General features: G+C 69.8%; 13 protein-coding genes. 11 read left to right on the forward strand and 2 right to left on the reverse strand.

Annotation, left to right across the window (positions count from 1 at the left end):
- Positions 1 to 95 precede the first annotated feature (95 nt).
- Both ACWD1Z_RS34240 and ACWD1Z_RS34245 read right to left on the reverse strand, forming a co-directional pair.
- Positions 96 to 2264: a discoidin domain-containing protein gene (locus ACWD1Z_RS34240; protein WP_451124287.1), complete on the reverse strand. Its 2169-nt coding sequence runs from the start codon at positions 2262 to 2264 to the stop codon at positions 96 to 98.
- 269 nt (positions 2265 to 2533) lie between these two features.
- Entirely contained in the window at positions 2534 to 4729 is a 2196-nt protein-coding gene (locus ACWD1Z_RS34245; protein ID WP_451124289.1) for a discoidin domain-containing protein, read from the reverse strand.
- A 366-nt stretch (positions 4730 to 5095) separates the two neighbouring features.
- On the opposite strand from ACWD1Z_RS34245, the gene ACWD1Z_RS34250 reads away from it, so the two are divergent.
- From ACWD1Z_RS34250 to ACWD1Z_RS34300, 11 genes are all read left to right on the forward strand, one after another.
- Positions 5096 to 6166, forward strand: a complete 1071-nt coding sequence (locus tag ACWD1Z_RS34250; RefSeq protein WP_451124291.1) for a LacI family DNA-binding transcriptional regulator — start codon at positions 5096 to 5098, stop codon at positions 6164 to 6166.
- 307 nt (positions 6167 to 6473) lie between these two features.
- Positions 6474 to 7745, forward strand: a complete 1272-nt coding sequence (locus ACWD1Z_RS34255; protein ID WP_451124293.1) for an extracellular solute-binding protein — start codon at positions 6474 to 6476, stop codon at positions 7743 to 7745.
- An 87-nt stretch (positions 7746 to 7832) separates the two neighbouring features.
- The gene (locus ACWD1Z_RS34260; protein ID WP_451124295.1) at positions 7833 to 8834 is read left to right on the forward strand and encodes a carbohydrate ABC transporter permease; all 1002 of its coding nucleotides are present in this window, start codon (positions 7833 to 7835) and stop codon (positions 8832 to 8834) included.
- On the forward strand, positions 8831 to 9724 hold the full coding sequence (locus ACWD1Z_RS34265; protein WP_451124297.1) for a sugar ABC transporter permease: 894 nt from the start codon (positions 8831 to 8833) through the stop codon (positions 9722 to 9724). Before ACWD1Z_RS34260 ends, ACWD1Z_RS34265 begins: the two co-directional genes overlap by 4 nt.
- Before the next feature lie 91 nt (positions 9725 to 9815).
- Complete coding sequence (locus tag ACWD1Z_RS34270) at positions 9816 to 11510, forward strand: glycoside hydrolase family 13 protein (RefSeq protein WP_451124299.1); 1695 nt, start codon at positions 9816 to 9818, stop codon at positions 11508 to 11510.
- A 118-nt stretch (positions 11511 to 11628) separates the two neighbouring features.
- A complete protein-coding gene (gene pulA / locus ACWD1Z_RS34275) occupies positions 11629 to 14988 on the forward strand; it encodes a pullulanase-type alpha-1,6-glucosidase (RefSeq protein ID WP_451124301.1) in 3360 nt (1119 codons plus the stop codon).
- 238 nt (positions 14989 to 15226) lie between these two features.
- Positions 15227 to 17803 carry a pullulanase X25 domain-containing protein gene (locus ACWD1Z_RS34280; RefSeq protein ID WP_451124303.1) on the forward strand — a complete coding sequence of 859 codons (2577 nt, stop codon included), beginning with the start codon at positions 15227 to 15229 and terminating at the stop codon, positions 17801 to 17803.
- Positions 17804 to 18163: 360 nt separating this feature from the next.
- The gene (locus tag ACWD1Z_RS34285) at positions 18164 to 19771 is read left to right on the forward strand and encodes a discoidin domain-containing protein (protein WP_451124305.1); all 1608 of its coding nucleotides are present in this window, start codon (positions 18164 to 18166) and stop codon (positions 19769 to 19771) included.
- A gap of 800 nt (positions 19772 to 20571) precedes the next feature.
- The gene (locus tag ACWD1Z_RS34290; RefSeq protein WP_451124307.1) at positions 20572 to 22140 is read left to right on the forward strand and encodes a DUF4331 domain-containing protein; all 1569 of its coding nucleotides are present in this window, start codon (positions 20572 to 20574) and stop codon (positions 22138 to 22140) included.
- A gap of 78 nt (positions 22141 to 22218) precedes the next feature.
- A complete protein-coding gene (locus tag ACWD1Z_RS34295; protein ID WP_451124309.1) occupies positions 22219 to 23565 on the forward strand; it encodes a tetratricopeptide repeat protein in 1347 nt (448 codons plus the stop codon).
- A complete protein-coding gene (locus ACWD1Z_RS34300; protein ID WP_451124311.1) occupies positions 23562 to 25199 on the forward strand; it encodes a nickel/cobalt transporter in 1638 nt (545 codons plus the stop codon). Before ACWD1Z_RS34295 ends, ACWD1Z_RS34300 begins: the two co-directional genes overlap by 4 nt.
- Positions 25200 to 25376: the final 177 nt, after the last annotated feature.

The raw sequence follows: 25376 nt of genomic DNA on the forward strand, positions 1-25376 counted from the left end.
GGGGGGGGGGGGGGGGGGGGGGGGTTGGGGGGGGGGGGGGGGGCACCCGGCAGGGGGCTGAGCGCCGCCCCCTGCCGGGGGCCTGGCGTGCTGCGTCAGCTGTAGACGCCGAACTCGTGCAGCGAGTAGCCCCAGCCGGTGCCACGCGCCGTCAGGTGCAGTCGTAGGTGTCGTGCGTTCGCCGCGACGTCGATGGTGTCGATGTCACCGTTGCCGGTCGTCGTGGTGTGCACCGTGCGCCAGGTGTTTCCGTCGTCGGACACCTGGACCTCGTAGGACTTGGCGTAGGCCGGGTCCCAGACCAGTTGGAGCTTGCGGATGGCGGTGGGGGCGCCGAGGTCGACGCGGATCCACTGCGGGTCGCTCCAGTCACTCGCCCAGCGGGTGTCGGCCCTGCCGTCCGTCGCCTTGGCGGGCTCGCACGGGCAGTCGCCGTAGGAGGCCTGGAAGGAGGAGGCGGTGGTCGGCTTGTTCAGTGCCACGTTCGTGCCGGTGACCGGCGGGGCGACGACCTTGACGGACTTCGTCTCGATGCCGGCGTTGCCGCGGCCGTCCTGGGCCTGGATGTACACCTTCCACACGCCGAGCTTCTCGGGGGCCGTCACCGCGAACGTCCCGGCGCCGGTGGACCGCCACTTGGCCTCGACCAGGCGCTTGTCGCCGTTGGCGTAGTTGCCGCTGAGGAAGACCTTGTACGTGATCGGGTCCCCGTCGGGGTCACGGACGTCGGCGCGGACGGTGAACTCGCCGCCCGCCGGGGCGGACGAGGCGGGGTTCACGGCCATGTTCGTGATGACCGGGGGCGTGTTGTCGCCGCTGGTCGACCCGGTGTAGGCCCGCTTGACCGCGTAGTAGGACAGCCGCTTCAGTCCGTCGGGCACGAGGTTGAACCAGATGCCGCCGAAGTCGTGCTCGATGCCGTAGTGGAAGAGGGTGGCGCCGAGCGCGACGCCCCGGTGCCCGGTGACGCAGTCCCAGGCCTTGGTGTAACCCTCCGCCTTCTGCACGTCGGTCGGCTCGTCGGGGACGCCGTTGGCGTCGTCCGGCACCTCCCACTCCCCCGCCGGTCCGCCCTCGGTGATGATGTACGGCTTGGTGTAGCCGCCCTCGTTCCAGTCCTCCTGGACACCGCAGATGTCGCCGTAGGAGTTCATCGAGTACAGGTCGAGGTCGGGCGCGTTGCGCTTGTAGTACGGCCAGGCGCCGGTCCAGGCGTCGGTCGAGGTGACCGGGTGGTCCGGGTCGATGGAGTGGATCTTCTTGGCGACGTCGTTGACGAAGGAGGTGTAGGCGTTGCGCTGCGTCTCCAACTCGGCGCCGCTGTAGCAGTTCTGCAGGCCGAGCACCGATTCGTTGCCGACGTTCCACATCAGCGTGGCCGGATGCGACTTGTAGGTCTCCACCCACTTCGCGAACTCGGTCAGCATGTTGTTCTTGTACGTCGTATCCGTCACGTAGTTGACGCAGCCGCCGCTGCCCGGGCCGCCGCCCGGCTGGAGCCAGAAGCCGTTGATCACGCGGATGCCGTTGGCCGCCGCCGAGTCCAGCAGCGGCTTGGTACCGGCGTCGGTACCCCAGGTGCGGATCGTGTTGACGCCCATCGACTTCACGTCGGGCATGTACTTGGGAGCATCAGCGATGGCCGGACCCCAGGTCAGCCCCTTCACCGTGTACGGCTGCCCGCCCACGGTCAGTTGCCAGTTCCCCTGAGAACCCGACACCCGGACCGCGCCGGTGGGGGGCGGCGGGTCGTCGGTGTTCCCGTACACCTGGAACTCCCACAGGGAGTAGCCGTAGCCGCCGGAGCGCTCGGTGCCCAGCATGCGGACGTAGCGGCCGGAGCCCGTCAGGGCGAGGTCGTCCGTGCCGCCGTCGCTACCGGTCACGGTCCTCAGGGTCCGCCAGTCCGTGCCGTTGTCGGACGCCTGGATCTGGTAGCTCCTGCCGTACGCGGCCTCCCAGGTCAGGACGGCACGGCTGAGGTTCGCGCGCCTGCCGAGATCGACCTGGAGCCACTGCGGGTCGCTCCACTGACTGGACCAGCGGGTGCCGGTGAGGTTGCCGTCGACCGCCGCCGACGCGGCGTATCCGGCGCCCTCCTGCGACGATGCGGTGGCGGTCTTGCCCTGCGAGAGCAGGGTGTCGGCCGCCTGGGCCGGCGGGGCTGTGAGGCCGAGCGAGGACGCCACCAGCGCGCCCAGAGCCAGTACGGAGAGGCCGGCGCGGCGACGGGTGGGGGTGGGGGGTGAGCTGGGTCTGGACACGTCTGCTCCTGGCAGGTTGGGGTGCCGGGTGGGGAGCGCTCTCCAGGGGGGTCCCCGGTCCCCGTTCGGCGCGTGACCGCGGCGTGCCGCCCGGCTCGGAACGGCACGTCGCATGGGGTGGTGCGGGGAGTACGGGCCCGGCTCAGACACCGGGCCGCGGAGCCCCTCCGGACCGGGGCGCGGGGATGTCACCCGGGCCGGAGGGGAGTCGGTGCCGGTCCTACCGGATCACCCGGCGGCCGGCGGACGGTGGGTCAGCGGACGGTGGGTCAGGGGAAGGACACGAGGGTGGACGGCACGGTCGAGGTTCCCGCGGGGACCGTGGACGCTCCGGTGTCGTTGATGACGTGGTTGTAATGGCCCATCCCTCCGAGGGACACCACCAGCAGGCTGTGGAACTTGATCCCGGGCTTGACCGGCGTCTTGAAGCCGTGGTGCTGGCGGATGCTCGGGTCCACGTTGTAGTTGCAGTAGCTGCCGAGGCCCCACGCCTCGTGGGTGTTCACGGAATCGTCGACCCGGTAGGCGGCGTATCCCTGGGTGGAGCCGTTCTGGATGGCTGCCTGGTTGGGCGCGTCGTAGGCCTTCTCGTTCTGGTAGAAGATCGTCCGGCCGCGCTCGCCGTACCACTCGACGTCGTACTTGTTGAAGTGCTCGACGAACAGGCCGGTGGCCAGGACGTCGTCGCCGTTGACGCGGACGCCGTAGTCGGCGCGGTTGGTCTCCCAGCCGACGCCCTCGCCGTGGTCGGCGCGCCACACCCAGGTGTGGTCGATGATCGTGTCGTCACTGTTGACGACCATGCTGGTGGTGGCCTTGCCGGCGTGCGCGCCGCCGATCCGGATGTAGACGTCCTGGACGGTGGTGGGGTTGGCGGCGTGGTCGGCGGAGGCGCCCTGCGGGCCGACCTCCAGCAGCGTCGGGGAGTTGACCACGCCGGCGTCGATGAGGAAGCCGGCCAGGCGGACGCCGTCGACGTCGGCGACCTTCATCGCCGTCACACCGTTGTCGGGGATGATCGTGGCCAGGCCGAGACCCAGGACGATGGTGTTCGCCCGGTTGACGTTGATGGTCTGGTCCACGTGGTAGATGCCCGGGGTGAACAGCAGGTGCAGGCCCTGCGCGAGTGCCTGGTTGATGGTGGCGGCGGTGGCGCCGGGCTTGACGACGTAGAACTTGCTCAGCGGGATCGACTCGCCCTGCGGGGTGCCGCTCGCCCAGGTGGTGCCGCGCGCGTTGGTCCGCTTGGCGGGCGCGAAGACCTTGTACTCGTTGCCGTCCAGGTAGAGGAACGGCTTCTCGCGGGAGATGGGAGTCGTGTTCAGGGTCGTGTAGCGGGGCTCGGGGAAGCTGTTCGCCGGAGCACCCTCGACGCCCGAGAAGACCTGGTTCCACACGGAGTTGGACCAGCCGCCGATGGTGCTGTCCCGCGTGTACCACTGCTGCTGCGAGTAGTTGCCGACCTGGCCGTCGACCTTGGAGTCGGCGATGTAGCCGCCGCTGGCCCAGCCGTAGCCGTTCGGGGCGAGGTTGAGACCGCCCTTGACGTGCATACGACGGAACGACGCCGCCTGGGAGACCGCCCACCGGTTGGTCCCGCTCACCGGGTTCAGCGCCAGGTTCTCGGCCGCACGCCAGAAGTTCTGCGTGGCATTGCCGTTGAACCAGCCCGCGTCGACCGTCACGTCACCGTTGATGGTCGTGTCGTCGGGCTTCAGGCCGAGGCCCGCGATCTGGGTGTAGAAGCCGATCTGCGCGTTGAGGTTGTTGTACGTGCCCGGCTTGAAGAAGAAGGCGTGCCGGCCGGAGCCGAACTGCGCCGACTCCTGCTCCTTGAAGACCGCGTCCAGCTTGGCCTGGATACCCGGCGTCGACGGGTCGAAGACGTGCACGTTCGATCCGAGGTCGCCGCCGCCGGGCAGCTGCGGACCGCCGGTGCCGCTCTCGCCGTACACCTTGAACTCCCAGAGCGAGTAGCCGTACTGGGTGGCGCGGGCGGTGCCGTACATCCGTACGTAACGGGCCTCGCCCGTCACGGCGATGGTGTCCGTGCCGCCGTCTCCGGTGGCGGTCTGGTAGGCCGTCGACCAGTCGGAGCCGTTGGTGGAGAGCTCGATGCGGTAGCCCTTGCCGTACGCCGCCTCCCAGTCCAGGACGACCTGGCTCACCTTGGTGGCCGCGCCGAGGTCGACGCGAATCCACTGCGGGTCGGAGTGGGCACTGGACCAGCGGGTGCCGCCGTTGCCGTCGACGGCGTCGGCGGCCGGAGTGCCGTAGTGCTCCTGGCTGGAGGCGGTGACCGGCTTGCCCTGCGACAGCAACACCGGCGCGGCCTCGGCCTCCTGGGCCGGTACGAAGGTGAGAAGGGCGGCGGCGAGAGCGGTGACCACCGCGCCGACGACACCTCTGCGAGTGGATCTGCGGGGTGGCGGAGGCGCCACTGACGGTATGCCAACTACGGGCATGCGGGGGCTCCTTGGAAACGAGAACGACATGGGAGAGCGCTCTCGGGAACCTTGCCCGTAACGAGAGGGGGCGGTCAAGGGATCTGTCATCACTTATCTTTCGTCTTTCATTAAGTGGCAGTTGGCCAACGTCCGGCGACTCGGGCCATCTCCCCAGGCGGCGGCTGCTGCTTCCCGGACCCGGGAGGGCGCGCACGCAGGAGGTTTGCTAACTCAATTTATTAATGAGTTAATGGCCGCTTCGGGCGGAACCACGGGTGAGCGCTCTCCGCAGCTCGCGGCGGCATCACTCCCGGCCCCGGTGGCGCCGGAGGGCGGCCGTACGCTATACCGCTAGTAAATCGTTTACCGACACGGGGGACTGACATGCCGGCCACAAGGCCCGGGGCCACGGCGAGCGACGGGAAGGCGCGACCTACGGCCAACGACGTCGCGAAGGCCGCAGGTGTGTCGCGGTCGGCGGTGTCCTTCGCGTTCAACAGTCCCGAGAAGCTCTCGACCGCCACCCGGGACCGCATCCTGGCGGCGGCCAAGGAACTCGGCTACGCCCCGAACACCCTGGCCCGCATGCTCAAGGCCGGCCAGACCCAGTCCCTGGGGGTGCTGCTGCCCCAGAACCTCGCCCGGATCATGGAGAACCCGTACTACTCCCGGTTCCTCACCGGCGTGGGACAGGTCTGCGACGAGCAGGGGTACACGCTGCTGCTCACTCCGCCGCTGCGGGACAGCATGCTCAAGGCGATTCCCTACGCGGCGGTCGACGGCTTCATCGTGTGCGGCCTGGAGCACGACCGGGGCGAGGTGGCGGAGCTGCGGCGGCGCGGAATCCCCTTCGTACTCGTCGACAGCAGCCCCCATGACGGCGTTTCCAGCGTGGACGTCGACGACGAGGGCGGCGCCTACGACGCCGTACGGCATGTCCTGGACCTCGGCCACCGCCGGATCACGCTCCTGTCGATCGATCCGGGCCCCGAGCGGGCCGAGCGCGGTTACCGGGGGCCGCTCGCGCGCCGCATGGCCGGGGTGACCCGTGCCCTGGAGGAGGCCGGGTTGAGCCTGGCGGACATCGAGATCGTCGAGGTGCCCGCCACGCGCATGGACGGCTTCCGGGCCACCAAGGAGTTCATGGCCGCCCGGCCCGCCACCGCGATCGTCACGATGTCGGACATCCTCGCCTTCGGAGCGGTGGACGCTCTCCACGACCTGGGGCTGGACGTCCCCCGGGATGTCTCCGTCACGGGCTACGACGACCTTCCGGACGCCTCCTGGATGAGGCCACGCCTGACCACCGTGCGGCAGGCGATCACGACCAAGGGCCGCACCGCGGCAGATCTGCTGTGCTCGACGATCAGAGGAGAGGACCAGCATCCCCACCAGATGCTGGGCACCCACCTGATCGTGAGGGACTCCACGGCTCACGCCGCCTCTCGCACCTGACCGTCGCCCTTCCCTCCTCGCCCCGTCCGCCTCGGCGTGACGGGGCTCCTTGTTTTCCCCGGTTTCCGCAGGCCAACGGCCCCTTCACTCGTTCGCACCGAGCCGGGAGCAGCAGATGCCCAACCGACTTCCGCGTTACAAAAACGTTAACTAACTCCTGTTAATAACCTGCTAACGTCTGCGGCACCCAAGAGCTCGCGAAGGGCTCGTCCCAGCCGTACGGAGCCGTGCTCCGCCGGTTCCGTCCCGCTCCGGCGGCAGCGTCCGGGCCGCCGTTCCGGTCAGACCTTTCCCCGAGGAGTTCCCCATGCGCCCTGGTCTTGCGGCAGCCGTCGCCGTAGCGGCTCTCACCATCTCCGCGACTGCCTGCTCCAGCGGCAGCTCCGACTCCGACAGCTCCGGCCCGGTGACGATCACCTGGTGGGACACCTCGGACGCCACCAACGAAGCCGGGACCTTCAAGGCACTGGTCAAGGACTTCGAGAAGGCCAACCCCGGCATCAAGGTCAAGTACGTCAACGTGCCCTTCGGAGACGCCCAGACCAAGTTCCAGACCGCGGCGGGCAGCAAGGGCGCCCCGGACGTACTGCGCGCCGACGTCGGCTGGACGCCCGGCTTCGCCCAGGCGGGCTTCCTCGCCCCGCTCGACGGCACGCCCGCGGCCGAAGAGAGCGCGAAGTTCAAGCCGAACCTGATCGAGCAGGCGAAGTACGACGGCAAGCTCTACGGCGTCCCGCAGGTCACCGACACGCTCGCCCTGATGTACAACAAGGCGCTGTTCGAGAAGGCGGGCATCACCGAGGCCCCCGCCACCTGGGACGAACTCAAGGCGGACATGGCGAAGGTGGAGAACGAGACCGGCGTCGACGGCTTCGCCTTCAACCCGCAGGCCTACTACGCCATGCCGTTCCTGTACGGCGAGGGCACCGACATGGTCGACGCGGAGAAGAAGCAGATCACCCTGAACTCGCCGGCCGCCGTCAAGGGCATCGACACCCTCAACTCCGTTCTCGCCGCCCCGGGTCTGCGCAAGCTCGACACCACCAGCAACGCGTACGCCAACATCATGGACGCGTTCAACAGCGGCAAGGTCGCTTCCATCATCCAGGGCCCCTGGGAGAACGCGAACGTCTTCAAGGGCTCCGCGTTCAAGGACCGCGACAACCTCGGCATCGCCGCCCTGCCCGCGGGCGGCGCCGGTCAGGGCGCGCCGCTGGGCGGGCACAACCTGGTCGCCTATGCCGGTTCGGACGCCGCCCACCAGGAGGCGTCGCAGAAGTTCATCGCCTTCATGACCTCCGCGGACGCTCAGCAGAAGGTCGCGCTCGCCAACGGCACCCTGCCGACCAGGGACGACGCCTACAGCGCGGAGGTGACCGCCAACCCCGGCATCGCCGGCTACGCGAAGCTGCTGGGCGCCGGGAAGCCGCGCCAGCCGCTGGCCGAGTACTCCTCGCTCTACACGCCGTTCGAGACTCAGCTGATCAAGATCGTCTCGAAGCAGGAGAGCACCGAGGCCGGCCTCGACAAGGCCGCCGCCGAGGCGAAGAAGCTCCTGCCGGAGTTCAGCACCCCGTAAGGCCACCGAGGGCCGCCCCCCTGCCACACCGGGGGGCGGCCCGATCCGCTGACGCTCCTTTTCCTCCTTGTCCCCTGAGGTGCCGAGATGACCACCGTCGTCGAGGGCAAGCCTGCCCGCCAGAGCCACCGCGACCAGGGCTCCGGCCGCGGTCCGATGCGACGCATCAAGAACTCCTACCACCAGTACTGGTACGCCTGGGCCATGTGCCTGCCGGTCGTCCTGGTCCTGGGCGCTGTCGTCGCCTACCCCCTGATCCAGGGGATCTACCTGACGTTCACGGACGCCACCAGCCAGAACGTCGGACGCACCATCGGCGTCAACGAGATCCCGGACTCCTTCTCCTGGGTCGGGCTGAAGAACTACACCGAGATCCTCACCGGCCCCAACAACCAGTTCTGGCCACATTTCACCTGGACCGTCGTGTGGACCATCGCCTGCGTGGTCCTCACCTACGGCATCGGGCTCGGCTTCGCCGTGGCCATCAACCGGGAGATCAAGGCCCGCGGCTTCTACCGGATGCTGCTGATCCTGCCCTGGGCCGTGCCGACCTTCGTGACGGTCTTCGCGTGGCGGCTGATCCTCGCCGACGACGGCGTCGCCAACCAGCTCCTGCTCGGCATCGGCCTGGACGGACCGTCATGGCTGAGCGACCCGTTCGCGCAGAAGGTCGCCGCGATCGCGGTGAACATCTGGTGCGGAGTGCCGTTCATGATGGTCTCCATGCTCGGCGGGCTGCAGTCCATCCCCCGCGAACTCTACGAGGCCGCCGAGATGGACGGCGCCACCCCCTGGCAGCGCTTCGTCAACGTCACCCTGCCCGGTCTGCGCCCCGTCAGCAGCACCGTCATCCTGCTCGGCGTGATCTGGACCTTCAACCAGTTCAACGTGATCTTCCTGCTCTTCGGCGGCAACAGCGACAGCGTCCAGATCCTCGTGACCTACGCCTACCGGCTCTTCTTCGGCCAGCAGCCCCAGGACTACGCCCGCTCCGCGACCGTCGGCATCCTGTGCCTGTCGCTCCTCGTGGTGTTCACGAGCGTCTACCGCCGCTGGCTCAAGCGCAACAACGAGGGGGTCCTCGCATGACCACCACGACCACCCCGCCGGCAGGACGCCTCACGGCCGCGACCGACCCCCGCCGTCCGCGCAGCAGCCGCCGACGCCCGGCCTCCGTCTCCCTGCACGCTCTGCTCGCGGCCGGCTCCTTCATCGCCGTCTTCCCGGTCCTGTGGATCCTCTACATCTCCCTCGGCCCGGACAAGAACGACTACCAGCACCCCTCCCGCATCCTGGGCAACGCGACGCTGGACAACTACACCCATGTCATCCAGAACACCGGCTTCGGCACATGGATGCTCAACAGCCTCATCGTCGCCTTCTGCACCATGCTCATCGGTGTGCTGATCGCGGCCAGCGCCGCCTACGCCGTCTCCCGGATGAAGTTCCTCGGCCGCGGCTCGCTGATGTACACGTTCCTGCTCACCCAGATGTTCCCGGTCGCCGTCCTCATGGTCCCCCTGTACCGGATCATGGGCAGCCTCGGCCTCCTGGACACCTACGGAGGTCTTGTCCTCATCTACTGCTCGACCGCGGTGCCGTACTGCGCCTGGCTCCTGAAGGGCTACTTCGACACCATCCCCGTCGAGATCGACGAAGCCGGCCGCATCGACGGGCTCTCCCCCTTCGGCACCTTCTGGCGCCTGATCCTCCCCCTGGCCCGGCCCGGTCTCGCGGTCGCCGCCTTCTACACCTTCATCACCGCCTGGGGCGAGGTCGCCTTCGCCTCCAAGTTCATGCTCACCGAGGAGAGATACACCCTCGCGGTCGGCCTGCAGACCTACGTCAGCCAGTTCAACTCCCAGTGGAACTACCTGGCCGCCACCTCGGTACTCATCGCCGTACCCGCCGGCCTGGTGTTCTACGTCGCGCAGAAGCACCTCGTGGCCGGCCTGACGGCCGGCGGCACCAAGGGCTGAGCCCCGGCCCCGGCGCGCACCGCGCCCTTCGCTCCACTCCGTTCACGCCGGCGTGCCCCTCCGCCGCGCCCTGACGTGAGGACTCGTCTTCATGACCCAGCTGCTCGCCACTGCCCACCCGCCCGCCTCGTCGCGTCCCGCCACGGACTGGTGGCGGGAGGCGGTGATCTACCAGGTGTACCCCCGCAGCTTCGCCGACGCCGACGGTGACGGCATGGGTGACCTGCCCGGTATCACCAGCCGCCTGTCCTACCTGCGCGACCTCGGCGTGGACGCCGTGTGGCTGTCGCCGTTCTACTCCTCGCCGCAGGCCGACGCCGGGTACGACGTCGCTGACTACCGGGTGGTCGACCCGATGTTCGGCACCCTGGACGACGCCGTCGTCCTCATCGGCGAGGCACACCGCCTGGACCTCAGGATCCTCGTCGACCTGGTGCCGAACCACTGCTCCGACCAGCACGCCTGGTTCCAGCAGGCCCTGCGTGAAGGCCCCGGCTCCCGCATCCGCGAACGGTTCCACTTCCGCGACGGCAAGGGCGAGCACGGCGAACTGCCGCCCAACGACTGGGAGTCCGTCTTCGGCGGGCCGGCCTGGACGCGCTCGAAGAATCCCGACGGCACCCCGGGCCAGTGGTACCTGCATCTGTTCGCGCCCCAGCAGCCCGACTTCAACTGGGAACACCCGGCGGTCCGCGACGAGTTCCGCTCCATCCTGCGGTTCTGGCTCGACCTCGGGGTGGACGGCTTCCGCATCGACGTCGCGCACGGCCTGGTCAAGGCCGACGGGCTGCCCGATCTCGGCGACCACGAGCGGACGCGGCTCCTGGGCAACGACGCCGGTCCCTGCTTCGACCAGGACGGCGTCCACGAGATCTACCGCGACTGGCACACCGTCTTCGCGGAGTACGAAGGCGAGCGGATCGGCGTCGCCGAGGCATGGACCCCGACCCTGGAGCGGACCGCGCACTACGTCCGCCCCGACGAACTGCATCAGGCGTTCAACTTCCAGTACCTGGCCACCGCCTGGCGGGCGGGGGCGCTGCGTGACGTCATCGAGGGCACCCTGCGCGCGATGCGGCCGGTCGGCGCACCGGCCACCTGGGTCCTGTCCAACCATGACGTCACCCGGCACGCCACCCGCTTCGCCAACCCGCCGGGCCTGGGCACCCAGATCCGCGAAGCCGGGGACCGCGAACTCGGCCTGCGCCGCGCACGGGCGGCGACCCTCCTCATGCTCGCCCTTCCCGGGTCGGCCTACATCTACCAGGGCGAGGAACTGGGCCTGCCCGACGTCACCGACCTGCCCGACGAGGTCCGCCAGGACCCCGCCTACTTCCGTGGGGCCGGCCAGGACGGCTTCCGCGACGGCTGCCGCGTCCCGATCCCCTGGTCCGGCACCCGCGCCCCGTACGGCTTCAACAGCGTGGAAGACGGCCCGAGTTGGCTTCCCCAGCCCGAGGCGTGGGCGGCCCTCAGCGTCCAGGCGCAGACCGGTGACCCCGACTCCACCCTGGAGATGTACCGCAGCGCGCTCGCCCTGCGGCGCGGCCACCCGGCGCTCGGCGGCGGCGACAACCTGCGCTGGCTGCCGAGCCCCGAGGGAGTCCTCAGCTTCGAGCGTACGAGCGAGGAGGGCGTGGTGTTCCTCTGCACCGTCAACGTCACCGGCGCCCCCGTCACGCTCTCCACCCTCGGCCGGCTCCTCATGGCCAGTGCCCGTGTCACGGCCGGTGACACCCACACCGTGCTGCCCGCGGACACCACCGCCTGGTGGACCACCACCTGACCCGCCCCGCTTCTCCCGCCCCCTTTTTCTCCTGCCGACGGCCCCCGCTCCCGCCTGACCGCGGCGCCGTCGGCAGGCGTACCCGCACACCCCACCCCGCGACACAACGAGGTGTTCCATGACGTCACGTTCCACCTCCGTGCCCGGCCGGGGCCGGCTGACCAGAAGGTCGGCGGCCCTGGCCCTCAGCCTCGTCGCCGGCACCGCCGTGATACCGGCCCTCGCCGCCGAGACCGACACCCCGCCTCCGCAGCCGGACACCGTCGCGGTCGCCTCCGACTTCGACACCCAGCTGGGCTGTGCCGGAGACTGGGCCCCCGACTGCGACCAGGCCCAGATGCGGCTCCGCCCCGACGGCACCTGGGCGCTGACCGCACGCCTGGCCGCCGGCACGTACAACTACAAGGCAGCCCTCGACCGGAGCTGGGCCGTCAACTACGGCCTCAACGCCACGCCCGGCGGCGCGAACATCCCGCTGACCGTGCCCGCCGGGGGCGCCGAGGTCACCTTCGTCTACGACCCGGTCACCCACTGGATCACCGACACCCTCAGCACCACGTTGGTCACCGCGCTCGGCACCTTCCAGAGTGAACTCGGCTGTGCCACGGACGAGGCCGACGACTGCCTGGCGTCCTGGCTCACCGACCCCGACGGCGACGGCATCGCCACCTTCACCACCACCGAGCTGCCCGCAGGCACCTACACCGCCCAGCCCGGCCTCGGCCTGCCCTCCCGGCCCACGGGTGACAAGACCACGTTCACCGTGGCCGCCGACGGGGCGGAGACCACCTTCGCCTACAGCACCGCCTCCAGGACGCTGAGCGTCTATCCGGGCAGACCGAAGCCGAGCCTGGCGCCCCGCTCCGGCTACTGGCTGGCCCCGGACCTCATCGCCTGGGACACCTCGGACCGCTCCGCCGGCACCACGTACCAGCTGGCGACCGCCCCCGACGGCGGCCTGGCGGCCGCGGGGACCGGCATCACCGGCGGCACCACCATCCCCCTGCGGTACGACCCGGAGGGTCTGCCGAAGTCCGTGCAGGCCAAGTACCCGCACCTGGCGAAACTCGGCGCGCTGCGCGTCCCCGCCGCCTGGGCCGCCAAGGCACGCGACCTCGTCAAGGGCCAGAGCGCCGTCGCGGCCCTCGGCCCCGACGGACAACTCGCCGACGCCACCGGTCTGCAGATCGCCGGCGTCCTCGACTCCCTGTACGCGGCCGAAGCCGGCAAGGCCGCCCTCGGCCCCGTCTTCCGCGACAGCCGCCCGGCCCTGGCCCTGTGGGCGCCGACCGCCCAGTCCGTCAGCGTCGAGTTGTACGACTCCCCCGGCTCCGCCAGGTCCCGGGTCCTGCCGCTGACGCTCGACCGCACCACCGGCGTGTGGTCGGTGCGCGGCGAGCGGAGCTGGAAGGGCCTGTACTACCGCTACCAGGTCGAGGTGTGGTCGCCCGCGGCGCAGAAGACCGTCACCAACGCTGTCACCGACCCGTACTCGCTGTCCTTGTCGGCGAACTCGCAGCGCAGCCAGATCGTCGACCTCGACGACCGCGCCACCGCCCCCGAGGACTGGGACGCCACGCGCTCCCCGAAGGCACTGCCCCTGGAGAAGCAGCAGATCCAGGAAGTCCACATCCGCGACTTCTCCTCCGCCGACCCGAGCGTGCCCGCCGGCAAGCGCGGCACCTACCTCGCCTTCACCGAGCCCGGCTCGCGCGGCATGAAGCACCTCAAGGACCTAAAGGCCGCCGGCGTCACCACCGTGCAGCTCCTGCCCGCCTTCGACTTCGCCGGCACCCCCGAACTCCGCGCCGACCAGGCCACCCCGTCCTGCGACATGGACGCCATGGCCCCCGACTCGCCCGAGCAGCAGGCGTGCGTCGCCTCCACCCAGGCCCGCGACGCCTACAACTGGGGTTACAACCCCTTCCACTTCACCGTCCCCGAGGGCGCCTACGCCACCACGCCCGACGGAACCGACCGCATAGTCCAGTTCCGCCGGATGGTGAAGGCCCTCCACGACGCCGGCCTCAGCGTCGTCATGGACGTCGTCTACAACCACACCGCCGCCGCCGGACAGGACCCCGCCTCCGTCCTCGACAAGATCGTCCCCGGCTACTACCAGCGCCTGGACGACACCGGCACCGTCACCCGCGACAGCTGCTGCGCCGACACCGCTCCCGAGAACGCGATGATGAACAAGCTCGTCGTCGACTCCGTCACCACCTGGGCCAAGCACTACCGCATCGACGGATTCCGCTTCGACCTCATGGGACTCGACCCCAAGCAGACCATGCTCGACGTCAAGTCGTCCCTGGCCAGGCTCACCCCCGGCCGCGACGGCATCAACGGCAAGGCCGGCCTGCTGTACGGCGAGGGCTGGGACTACGGAATCGTCGCGGGCGACGCCCGCTTCGTCCAGGCCACCCAGCAGAACATGGCCGGCACCGGCATCGGCACCTTCAACGACCGGCTCCGTGACGGTGCCCGCGGCGGCGGCATCTCCGACGCCGACCCCCGCCGACAGGGCTTCGCCAGCGGCCTGTTCACCGCCCCCAACGGGGCCGAGGTCAACGGCACCCCCGAGCAGCAGAAGACCCGCCTGCTCCACGACATGGACCTCGTCAAGATCGGTCTGACCGGCAACCTCGCCGACTACGCCTTCACCACCAGCGACGGCACCCGCCGCACCGGCGCCGAGATCGACTACAACGGCCACCCGGCCGGCTACACCACCGCACCCGCTGAAGCCGTCAACTACGTCGAAGCCCACGACAACCTCGCCCTGTTCGACGCCCTGGCGTACAAGCTGGCCCCCACCACCACTCCGGCGGCCCGAGCCCGCCTCCAGGCCCTCGCGCTCGCCACGAGCACCCTCTCCCAGAGCCCGTCCATGGCCCAGGGCGGCACCGACCTGCTCCGCTCGAAGTCCCTGGACCACAACTCCTACGACAGCGGCGACTGGTTCAACGCCATCCAGTGGAACTGCCAGGACGGCAACGGCTTCGGCCGCGGCCTGCCGCTCGCCGAGTCCAACAGTGCCCAGTGGCCGCTCGCAAAGCCGCTGCTGGCCGACCCGGCGCTGCGCCCCGGCTGCACCGAGATCAGTGCCACCACCGCCCAGTTCCAGCAGTACCTGAAGATCAAGCGGTCCACGCCGCTGTTCTCCCTCGGCACGGCCGACGCCGTCGGCAAGCGCCTCACCTTCCCGCTGTCGGGGACGAAGGCGGAGAAGCCCGGCGTCATCACCCAGCACCTCGACGGCCGCGGCCTGGACACCTACCGGTCCGTCACCGTCGTCTACAACGCCACACCCACCGCTCAGACCCAGACGGTCAAGAAGCTCGCCGGAACCCGGCAGGCGCCGCACCCCGTCCAGAGCGGCGGCAGCGACCCCGTCGTCAAGACGGCGGCCTTCGACCGGGCGACGGGCACGTTCACCGTCCCCGCCCACACCGTCGCCGTCTTCATCGAGAAGTAGCGTCCCGCGGGTCCTGCCGGATCCATTGACGCCACACAACTACCAGGTTACTAAGTGGAGTTACACACGAATTAGCGGCCGGTCGGGTGAACCGGCGGCATGCTGATCGGTGACGGCGGGCGGAGACCCGCCGCAGAGCCGCGCCGCTGGTCAGGACGCCAGCGCCGCCTTCCTTCAGTCACCCGCACCCGGCGGCATCCCCGGCTGCGGGTGATGCCCACTCCGAGGAGGCACCCCCTTGCACGGCACCACCACGCGCCGCCCCCGGCGCCACAGAGCACGAGCCGCGTCGGCGGTCCTCGCCGCGACCGCCATGGGACTGGCGCTCGTGCCCGCCCTGTCCACCGCCGCCCAGGCCGAGACACCCGCCACCGCCGTCTCCGTCCCCGGCACGTTCAACAGCGAGATCGGCTGTGCCGGTGACTGGGCTCCCAGCTGCGCCCAGGCCCAGCTCAGCGCCCGCACCGACGGCTCCGGAGCCTGGTCGAAGACCATCACCGTGCCGGGCGGCTCCCACGCCTACAAGGCGGCCCTCAACAACAGCTGGACCGACAACTACGGCGCCCACGCCAAGTACCACGGCGCCGACATCCCCCTGCAGATCCCCGCCGGCGGCAAGAACGTCACCTTCGTCTACGACCCGGTCACCCACTGGATCGCCGACGACGTCAACAACAAGATCGTCACCGCCGCCGGCTCCTTCCAGTCCGAGCTCGGCTGCGCGGCCGACTGGGCACCCGACTGCCTGACCTCCTGGCTCAAGGACATCGACGGCGACGGCACCTACACCTGGTCCACCACCGCCATCCCGGCCGGCACCTGGAAGGTCAAGGCCGCCATCGGCCAGTCCTGGACCGAGAGCTACGGCCAGGGCGGCCGCCCCACGGGCGCCGACATCAGCTTCACCGTCCCCACCAACGGCGCCACCACCGACTTCTCGTACGACAGCACCACCCACGTCCTGAGCGTGCGCACGCAGGAGCCGCCCGGCCCCGCCCCCGACGGCACCCTCGGCGCCCTCTACACGCCCGCCCGGACGACCTTCCGGATCTGGTCACCCGACAACTCCCAGGTGAGCGTCACTGTCGGCGGACAGACGCACGCCCTGCGGCCCGCGGACGTCAGCGGCTACACGGACGTCTACCAGGCCATCGTCCCGGGCGACCTCAAGAACCAGCCCTACCAGTTCCGCGTCGGCAACAACGCGGTCCGCGACCCGTACGCCCGTATGGTCAAGCCCGGCACCACCGAGGGCATCGTGATGGACGCCGCAGCCGTCCAGCCCACCGACGGCTGGGCCCCCAGGCCCGCCATCACCGAGCGGGAGGACGCCGTCGTCTACGAGCTGAGCGTCCGCAACTTCACGATCGACCCCAGCTCCGGAGTCGACAGCGCCAAGCGCGGCAAGTTCCTCGGCCTCACCCAGACCGGCACCACGCACAACGGCGTCAGGACCGGCATCGACCACCTCAAGGAACTGGGCGTCACCCACGTCCAGTTGATGCCGGCCTTCGACTTCAACAGCACCGTGCCCAACTGGGGCTACGACCCGCTCAACTACAACGTCCCCGAGGAGCAGTTCTCCCAGTTCACCGCGCCCGAGGACCGGATGCGCGAGTTCAAGAACATGGTCAACGAGTTCCACAAGAACGGCATCCGCGTCCTGATGGACGTCGTCTACAACCACACCGCCAACAAGGACGTCTTCCAGAACATCACCGGCAAGTACTACACACAGACCGACCTGTCGGCGACCGGCAACTCCATCGACGACGGCAACCCGATGGTCAGCCGCATGATCCGCGACTCACTGGAGTACTGGGTCAAGAACTACAACATCGACGGCTTCCGCTTCGACCTGCTGGGCATCCACCACGCCAAGAACGTCGACGCCTGGGCCAAGCACCTCAACTCCACCTTCCCCGACCGCGGCCTGCAGATCCACGGCGAGCCCTGGAGCGGCGGAGTCAGCGACCCCCAGGAAGCCGCCAAGGTCCGCTACGGCACGACCCCCACGCTGGCCGGCGGCCACGTCGGAGTCTTCAACGGCGCATACCGCGACGCCATCAAGGGCGGCACCCGCGACCGCGTCCTCGGCTACATGGGAGGTTCCGCCTCCAACACGTCCGCCATCGCCCTCGGCGTGCGCGGCTCCCCGCTGGCCACCAAGAGCACCAACGCCCTGTCCAACCCCTGGGACCCGGCCTTCGCCCACGACCCCGAGCAGACCATCAACTACGTCTCCGCCCACGACGACCTCAACCTCTGGGACAAGATCACCTACTCCGGTGTGCCGGGCGGCACGGCCGGCCGTGCCGGGCAGATGAACCGCTTCGCCGCCGGCATGGTCCTCACCTCCCAGGGCATCCCCTTCTTCTACGAAGGCGACGAGTTCCTGCACTCCAAGGTCGTCAACGGCGACTACGAGACCGCGAAGAACTCCTACGAGGCAGGCGACAACGTCAACGCCCTCCAGTGGGGCGAGAAGGCCCTCAACGCCGCCACCTTCCGCTACTACAAGGACGCCATCGCGCTCCGCAAGAGCAGCCCCGCCCTGCGCCTGGGCACCTGGGACGCGGTGAAGGCCCAGATGTCCACCACCACCGACGGATCCGTCGTCATCTCGGCGATCAGCTCCAACGCAGGCGCGCCCGGCAGCCACGACACCGTCGTGGTCTACAACCCGACGAACAACGCCTACAACGTGTCCCTGCCCGCCGGAACATGGAGGAAGGTCCTCGGCACCAACGGCGCCGTCGACTCCACGAGCACCACGGCCGACGGCCTCGCCGTCACCGTCTTCAAGAAGTCCTGACCGACGCCGGACTGTGTGCCGCCGCCCAGGCGGCGGCACACAGTCCGGCGCGCAAGGCCCCGATGCCGTCCAGCAGCCGTTCAAAGGCGAGTTGATGGTCCATCAGACCTAGATTACGTGTTTTCTCAAGGCGAACGTAAATCCTTGACACCTCTCCACCGCCGCAGCAGGCTCCCCCTCCAGAGAGCGCTCCCTGGCTTTCTCGCCCCACCTCATCGCTTCGAGGAGCCGCCGTGAGTCTGATGCGCCGCCGCCTGGGCCTGCTCATAGCCCTCGCGGTCATCCTGTTGTCCTTCGCCGGCATACCGGGCCCCCCCGCCCGCCCACGCCGCCGACCCTCTGCTCTCCCAGGGCAGACCGGTGACGGTCTCGTCCACGGAGACCCCGTTCGTCGGCGCCAACGCCGTGGACGGCGATCCGGGCACGCGCTGGTCCAGCGCCTTCGCCGACCCCCAGTGGATCCAGGTCGACCTGGGCTCCGCCGCCAAGATCAGCGAAGTCGCCCTGAACTGGGAGGCCGCCTACGCCAAGGCGTTCCAGATCCAGGTGTCCGCCGACGGCCGCACCTGGTCCACCGTCCACGAGACCGCCACCGGCACCGGCGGGAATCAGCGGCTGACCGTCTCGGGAACCGGCCGGTACGTCCGCATGTACGGCACCCAGCGAGCCACTCAATACGGCTACTCCCTCTGGGAGTTCCAGATCTTCGGTACCAAGGACACCGGCGGCAACCCGGACCCCGACCCCGCCGAGAAGCTCCTGTCCTACGGCAAGACCGGCGCGGCCTCCAGCTCGCAGCACGACGGCCACTGCTGGGAGTGCAACCCGGCCCGCGCCTTCGACCGCGACCCTGCAACCCGCTGGGCGACCAGCCCCACCAACGGCTGGACCGACCCCGGCTGGATCTCCGTAGACCTGGGCGCGACGGCGCAGATCAGCAAGGTGGTGCTCCAGTGGGACCCGGCGTACGCCAGGTCGTTCCAGATCCAGGTCTCACCCGACAACACGAACTGGACCCCGATCTACTCGACCACGGCCGGCACCGGCTTCAAGCAGACCCTGACCGTCTCCGGCACCGGCCGGTACGTCCGCATGTACGGCACCCAGCGGGCCACCTCGTACGGCTACTCACTGTGGGAGTTCCAGGTGTACGGCACCGGCGGCGCCCCGATCACCCCGCCCCCGCTGCCGCGTGACCCCGCCGACCCGCCCCGGATCGTCTGGCAGGACGAGTTCAACTCCCCGGCGGGCACCAAGCCCGACCCGGCCAAGTGGTCCGCGGACCCCGGCACCGGCCCCAACAACGAGCTGGAGTACTACACCAACCACGACAACGTGAGCATGGACGGCGCGGGTCACCTCGTCCTCGAGGCACGCAAGCAGGCCACCCCCGGCACCTCGTGCCCGACCGACCCGCTCACCGGGAGCGGCACCTGCCAGTACACCTCCGCGCGGATCAACACCGGCAACAAGTTCGAGTTCACCTACGGCCGGGTCGAGGCGCGGATCAAGGTGCCCAAGGGCAACGGTCTGTGGCCCGCCTTCTGGATGATGGGCGCCGACTTCCTCGACGGCCGTCCGTGGCCGTACAACGGCGAGATCGACATCATGGAGGTCCTCGGAAAGGACGTGAAGACCTCGTACTCGACCGTCCACGCGCCGGCGTACAACGGCGGCGGCGGGATCGGCGCTCCCTACAAGCTGCCGGGGGACGCCGACTACTCGGACGACTTCCATGTGTGGGCGGCCCACTGGGACAGCAAGGGCATCGTCTACAGCCTCGACGGCCGGACCGTCCTCACGCTCGACAAGGCCCAGGTCGAACAGACCCGCGGCCCCTGGGTCTTCGACCACCCCTTCTACCTGATCCTCAACCTCGCCGTCGGCGGCGACTGGCCCGGACCGCCCGACGCCTCCACCCCGTTCCCGGCGAAGATGCTGGTGGACTACGTACGGGTCTATCAGTGACACGCCCTTCACAGCTGTCACCGGGCTGACGCCGAAAGGCCGGTGACCGGGTGGCCGGGATCCAGCGATCCCGGCCACTTGCGACCGTTCGGAGCGGTCGCCGTACGCATGGGCGGCACCCAGGGCGGTGACACCGTGGCACTCACCGCCGCCGGCGGTCTACTGGCCGCGGTCGGCGGTCTACTGGCCGCGGTCGGCGGCGTCATGTACCTGCGACGTCGCAGCATCCGCCCCCGATCGACTCGCCCAGGACCTCGCCTCCTGGCCCCAGCGACTGCCTCGCCCCGCCAGGCTGAGTGTGAACACTGAAACGACCCGGCGCTGCCGACGCATCGGACGGGCTGCCTCAGCACACTGTGAGCCGACCCTTGACCCAACCGGACGCATCCGTCCCCTCGTTAGGGTGCTCACTGCCACATGAGGCGCCATCTCGAACCTATTGCGCATGATGTGCAGTAAGGGCGGGGGCGCCTGAGTGGCGTAACGGAGGCAATTCGTGTCGGCAGTGTTTCCGCGCCGGCGCGCCACGCTCTCGTGAGCCTCTGACCTGCACTTATGCATGCACGCTCCCACCTTCGTCGCGCTCTGTGCCGACAAAAGGCGGCGTTGGTGACGCTGCGCTCATGGTCTTCTACGGCTTGACGCAGCCTCTGCGTGGTGATCGCCACGAAGGCCGACCCGCAACCGTTATGACGGGCCGTCGGCCCCGTGCCCGATCACCCCCCACATGGTGAACCTCACCTGACCGCCGCGCATCCGGCCGGGCTGGGATGGTTCGCAGCCGAAAGGACCAGCCGTAGATGTCCCGTTCCAAGAGGCCCGGCAAGCGCGTCGTCGACCAGTCACTCCTCGTGCTGGGCGCCGGCGCTCTGGCCACCGGCCTGGCGGTGCTCACTCTCGCCCCGAGCACCAGTGTCGCCTCCAGCCACCGCGAGGCACCCCTCATCGCCGGTGACCCGCGCGCGGACAACACCGACACATACGCGTTCACCAGCCCCGACCGCAGTGACACGGTGACCCTGGTCGCGAACTGGATTCCGTTCGAGGAGCCCAACGGCGGCCCGAACTTCTACCCGTTCGCCGACGACGCCTGCTACACCATCAAGATCGACAACACGGGTGACGGGCGTCCGGACCTCACCTACCGGTGGAAGTTCCGCAACGAGATCCGCGACGCGGCCAACCAGTTCCTGTACAACACCGGACAGGTCACCTCCCTGAACGACCCGGACCTGAACTTCCGCCAGTTCTACGACCTCACCGTCACCGACGCCCACGGCGAGACCCGTACCCTGCTGCGGAACGCGCCCGTCGCGCCCTCCCGCACGGGCGAGGCCTCCATGCCCAACTACGGCAAACTCCGCTCGCAGGCCGTGCTCGGCGTGCAGGGCGGCGGCAAGGCGTTCGCGGGGCAGACCGAGGACCCGTTCTTCGCCGACCTGCGGGTCTTCGACCTCCTGTACGGCGGCGACCTCAGCAAGCGCGGCCAGGACACCCTCGCCGGCTACAACGTCAACACCGTCGCCCTGCAGATCCCCAAGAAGGACCTGGCCCTGCGCGGCAACAGCAGCCGCAACCCCGTCATCGGCATCTGGTCCACCACTGAGCGCCGCGGCGCCCACGTGACCGGCCACGGCCCCGAGGCCAACACGAAGGACGGCTACCGCCAGGTCTCGCGACTCGGCAACCCGCTGGTCAACGAGGTCGTCGTCCCGCTCCAGTTCAAGGACGCCTTCAACTCCATCTCGCCCGACCAGGACCGCACGGTCCAGCCGGTCGTGGACAAGGTCTACGACCCGATCCTGCCCAAGCTCATCCAGAAGGTGTACGGCATCCCCGCGCCGGCCACTCCGCGCGACGACCTCGCCGAGATCTACCTCACCGGCATCTGCAAGGCGTGCGGCCCGATCAAGGCCGACCTCAACGCCCACCGGCTGAACCGGGACGCCGACCTGAACAGCATCGTCCCGGCCGAGGAACTGCGCCTCAACATGGCCGTGGCTCCCACCAAGCGGCCCAACCGACTCGGCGTCCTCGCCGGTGACCTGGCCGGCTTCCCCAACGGCCGCCGCCTCACCGACGACGTCATCGACATCTCCCTGCAGGCCGTGGAAGGCGCGGCCCAGACCGGCCGGCTCGTCCCCGCCCTCGCGGCGGGCGACAAGGTCAACGCCAACGAGGTCGCCTTCGGGAAGTCGTTCCCGTACGTCGCCCTCCCGCACACCAAGAACGTCAACCGCTCCGGTGGCGGGAACGGCGTCCAGAAGTCCTCGTTCCAGCCGGCCCAGGCATCCGCCTTCGGGGCGATGGGCGCACTGCTGCTCGGCGCGGGCGGCTACCGCACCTGGCGTCGGCGCCACACCGCCTGACGTACATGACCTGGTGGGGCACGGCCGCCGCTGTGCCCCACCAGGGCGCCCGCCCCGCTCTGCCCGCCCGGAGGATCAGTGCCCCGCCAGAACACATCCGACCCCGCACCGCCACGCAGACACCTGCGCAGCACGGCGGTCGTCATCGCTCTCGGGGCGGTCATGTTCGCCGTCGGAGCCGTAGGACTGTCCCCGACCGGCTCCTCGCCGACCAGCCGCGCGCAGACCGAGAAGGCGTCGCCGAGTACCGCCGCCGCACGAGGGTCCGTCGCGGCGCTCCAGGAACGCGTGCGTCGGCTGCCGAAGGACTCCGGCGGCTGGGCCTCGCTGGGAATGGCGTACGTCCAGCAGGCCCGCGCCACCGCCGACCCCGCCACCTACGACCGGGCGGAGAGCGCCCTGCGGACGTCCCTGAGACTCCAGCCGTCCGGCAACCATCCGGCCGAGACCGCGATGGGTGCGCTCGCCGCCGGGCGCCATGACTTCGATGAAGCGCTCGACTGGGCCGAGAAGGCCGTCAGGTCCAACCCGTACAGCCCGACAGCGCACGGTGTACTGGCCGACGCCCACACCCAGCTGGGCCGGTACGAGGACGCGTACCAAGCCGTTCAGCGCATGGTCGACCTGCGCCCCGACAGCGCCTCCTTCGCCCGGGCCTCCTACACCTGGGAGCTACGGGGTGACCACCGCCGGGCCCGCGACCTGATGACCCGCTCCCTCGGTGCGGCAGCGACCTTGGACGACAGATCCTTCGCCCGCACGCACCTGGCGCTCCTCGCCCTGGAAAACGGTGACCCGAGCACCGCCCTGAAGCAGGCCCAGGCCGGGCTCCGCGAAGCTCCCCGGGACGGTGCCCTCCTCGAAGCCCGCGCCCGCGCCCACACGGCCCTCGGAGACAGCGAGCAGGCGGTCCGCGACTACACCGCCGCCGTCGCCATCGCACCGCTGCCCCACTACCTCCTGGGCCTGGGCGAACTCCAACTGTCGCTCCAGCGGCCGAAGCAGGCCGAAGCCCACCTCACGATCCTGCGGGCCCAAGAGGCGATCCGCCGGGCGAACGGCGACCCCGCCGATGTCGACGCCATCCTCTTCGAAGCCGACCACGGCGATGCCCGCGAAGCCGTCATCATGGCCGGCGAGGCACTGGCGGGCAGGCCGTTCATCGCCGTCCACGACGCCTACGCCTGGGCCCTGCACCGTGCCGGCCGTAACGAGGAGGCGCTGGAACATGCCGATCAGGCCCTCGCTCTCGGTACCCGCAGCGCCCTCTTCCACTACCACCGCGGAATGATCCACCACGCGCTCGGCCACACCGACGCGGCCCGAGCCGACCTCCGGCGGGCACGCTCCATCGCCCCCCACTTCCACCCCCTGCACGCCCCCAAAGCCCGCACCACGCTCAGCAGAATCGACGGCACCACATGATCCCGACCCTCCTGCGCGCGACGGCCGGCGCGGCAGCGGCCCTCGTCATCGCCGGCGCCTCAGCGCCCGTGGCCAGTGCGCACCCGCTGGGCAACTTCACCGTCAACCACCACACCGGGCTCGTACTGCACCCGGACCGCGTGGACGCCCAGCTGATCGTCGACCGGGCCGAGATCGCCGCCTTGCAGGAGCTCCCGGCCATCGACCGTGACCACGACGGCAAGATCGCCCCCAAGGAGTCCGCGGCGTACGCCCGTAAGAGCTGCGCAGACCTCGCCACCCAGCTGCACGCGACCGCCGACGGCGTACCGCTCCGCTGGACACCGGTCGGGAACTCCATGAGCCACCCTCCGGGCGAGGCCGGGCTCGACACCAGCAGGCTTCAGTGCAGTCTCACCGCCGCCGCCGACCTGCGCTCCACCGCCCGCGTCGAGGTGCGCACCTCCTACGACACCCGGCGTATCGGTTGGCAGGAGATCACCGCCCGGGGCGATGACGTCAGGCTCATCGACGCCGACGTGCCGGCCAGGTCGTCGACCGACGAGCTGCGCCGCTATCCCAAGGACCCCTTGGCCGCGCCACTGGACCAGCAGACGGCGTCGCTCCGCGCCGAGCCCGGTCACGGCGGCCCGGCCGCCGACACCCGGAACGCGGCCGACGGCGCCGGCCCGCTCGGCACGCTCCTGGAGAAGATCTCCTCGACCTTCGAATCCGCGGTCGGCTCGCGCGAGTTGACCGTCCCGGTCGGACTCCTGGCTCTCGCCCTGGCCATCGTGCTAGGAGCGTCACACGCCGTGCTGCCCGGCCACGGGAAGACGCTCATGGCCGCGTATCTCGCCGGCCGCCGAGGCACTCCGAGGGACGCGGTCACGGTCGGCGCGACCGTCACCCTCACCCACACCGGCGGGGTCCTGATCCTTGGTCTCGTCCTCCCGCTGGCCACCCACCTGGCCGGCGAGACCGTGCTGACCTGGCTCGGCATCACCAGCGGACTCCTGGTCACCGCCATCGGACTGTGGCTGCTGCGCTCCGCGCTGCTCAACCGCGCGACAGGCCACCACCAGCACGGGCACCACCATCATGAGCATCACCACCACGGCCCGGACCATGGGCACCACGCACACGGGCACCAGCATGCCGGGAGCGACCGGCCACCGGTCATCCCCGACAGCCGCAGCCCCCACGGCGAACACGAGCGAAGCGGCCCCCTCGCCTTGCTGACCAGGCAGAACCACGAGCACACCCATCCCCACCCAGACCACCACCCCCACTCGCACTCCCACGAGCCCGTGCGAACGACTCGGGGCGGCCTGATCGGCATGGGGATCGCCGGCGGGCTGGTCCCGAGCCCTTCCGCTCTCGTCGTGCTCCTCGGCGCTGTCGCACTGGGCCGCACCGCGTTCGGCATCCTGCTCGTCCTCGCCTACGGCCTCGGCATGGCCGCCACCCTCACCCTCGCCGGCCTGCTGCTCGTACGGCTTCGCGACCGCGTCGAAGCCGGGCTGAAGAGCGCCGGGCCCGACCGCTTCAAGAAGCTACGGCGCCTGGCCCGCTACGGACCGGTCGGCACCTCGGCTCTCGTCCTGGTCGTGGGCCTCGGCCTCACCGCGCGCGCCGCCATGGGCCCGTGGTGACCCAGTGCGGACCGCCTCCCAGTCCCGCCACGCCACGTTGGTGAGCGGTCTGATCGCGGGCGGGGCTATGGTGCTGCGCTAGTAGTAGGGCTTGGTCAGGTCGGCTGGGGTGGTGCGTGTCCTTGGGGCCCGGTGTGGCGTTGAGAGTGTGTGACTCCGGACGAGATTGCTGCGGTG

It is taken from the genome of Streptomyces sp. NPDC002784, from assembly GCF_053592135.1.

Bases quoted from the DNA above. Each gene is read 5' to 3' on its own strand.
- ACWD1Z_RS34260 (WP_451124295.1), top strand. From the start codon at position 7,833: ATGACCACCGTCGTCGAGGGCAAGCCTGCCCGCCAGAGCCACCGCGAC.
- ACWD1Z_RS34255 (WP_451124293.1), top strand. From the start codon at position 6,474: ATGCGCCCTGGTCTTGCGGCAGCCGTCGCCGTAGCGGCTCTCACCATC.
- ACWD1Z_RS34265 (WP_451124297.1), top strand. From the start codon at position 8,831: ATGACCACCACGACCACCCCGCCGGCAGGACGCCTCACGGCCGCGACC.
- pulA (WP_451124301.1), top strand. From the start codon at position 11,629: ATGACGTCACGTTCCACCTCCGTGCCCGGCCGGGGCCGGCTGACCAGA.
- ACWD1Z_RS34300 (WP_451124311.1), top strand. From the start codon at position 23,562: ATGATCCCGACCCTCCTGCGCGCGACGGCCGGCGCGGCAGCGGCCCTC.
- ACWD1Z_RS34245 (WP_451124289.1), bottom strand. From the start codon at position 4,729: ATGCCCGTAGTTGGCATACCGTCAGTGGCGCCTCCGCCACCCCGCAGA.
- ACWD1Z_RS34270 (WP_451124299.1), top strand. From the start codon at position 9,816: ATGACCCAGCTGCTCGCCACTGCCCACCCGCCCGCCTCGTCGCGTCCC.
- ACWD1Z_RS34250 (WP_451124291.1), top strand. From the start codon at position 5,096: ATGCCGGCCACAAGGCCCGGGGCCACGGCGAGCGACGGGAAGGCGCGA.
- ACWD1Z_RS34290 (WP_451124307.1), top strand. From the start codon at position 20,572: ATGTCCCGTTCCAAGAGGCCCGGCAAGCGCGTCGTCGACCAGTCACTC.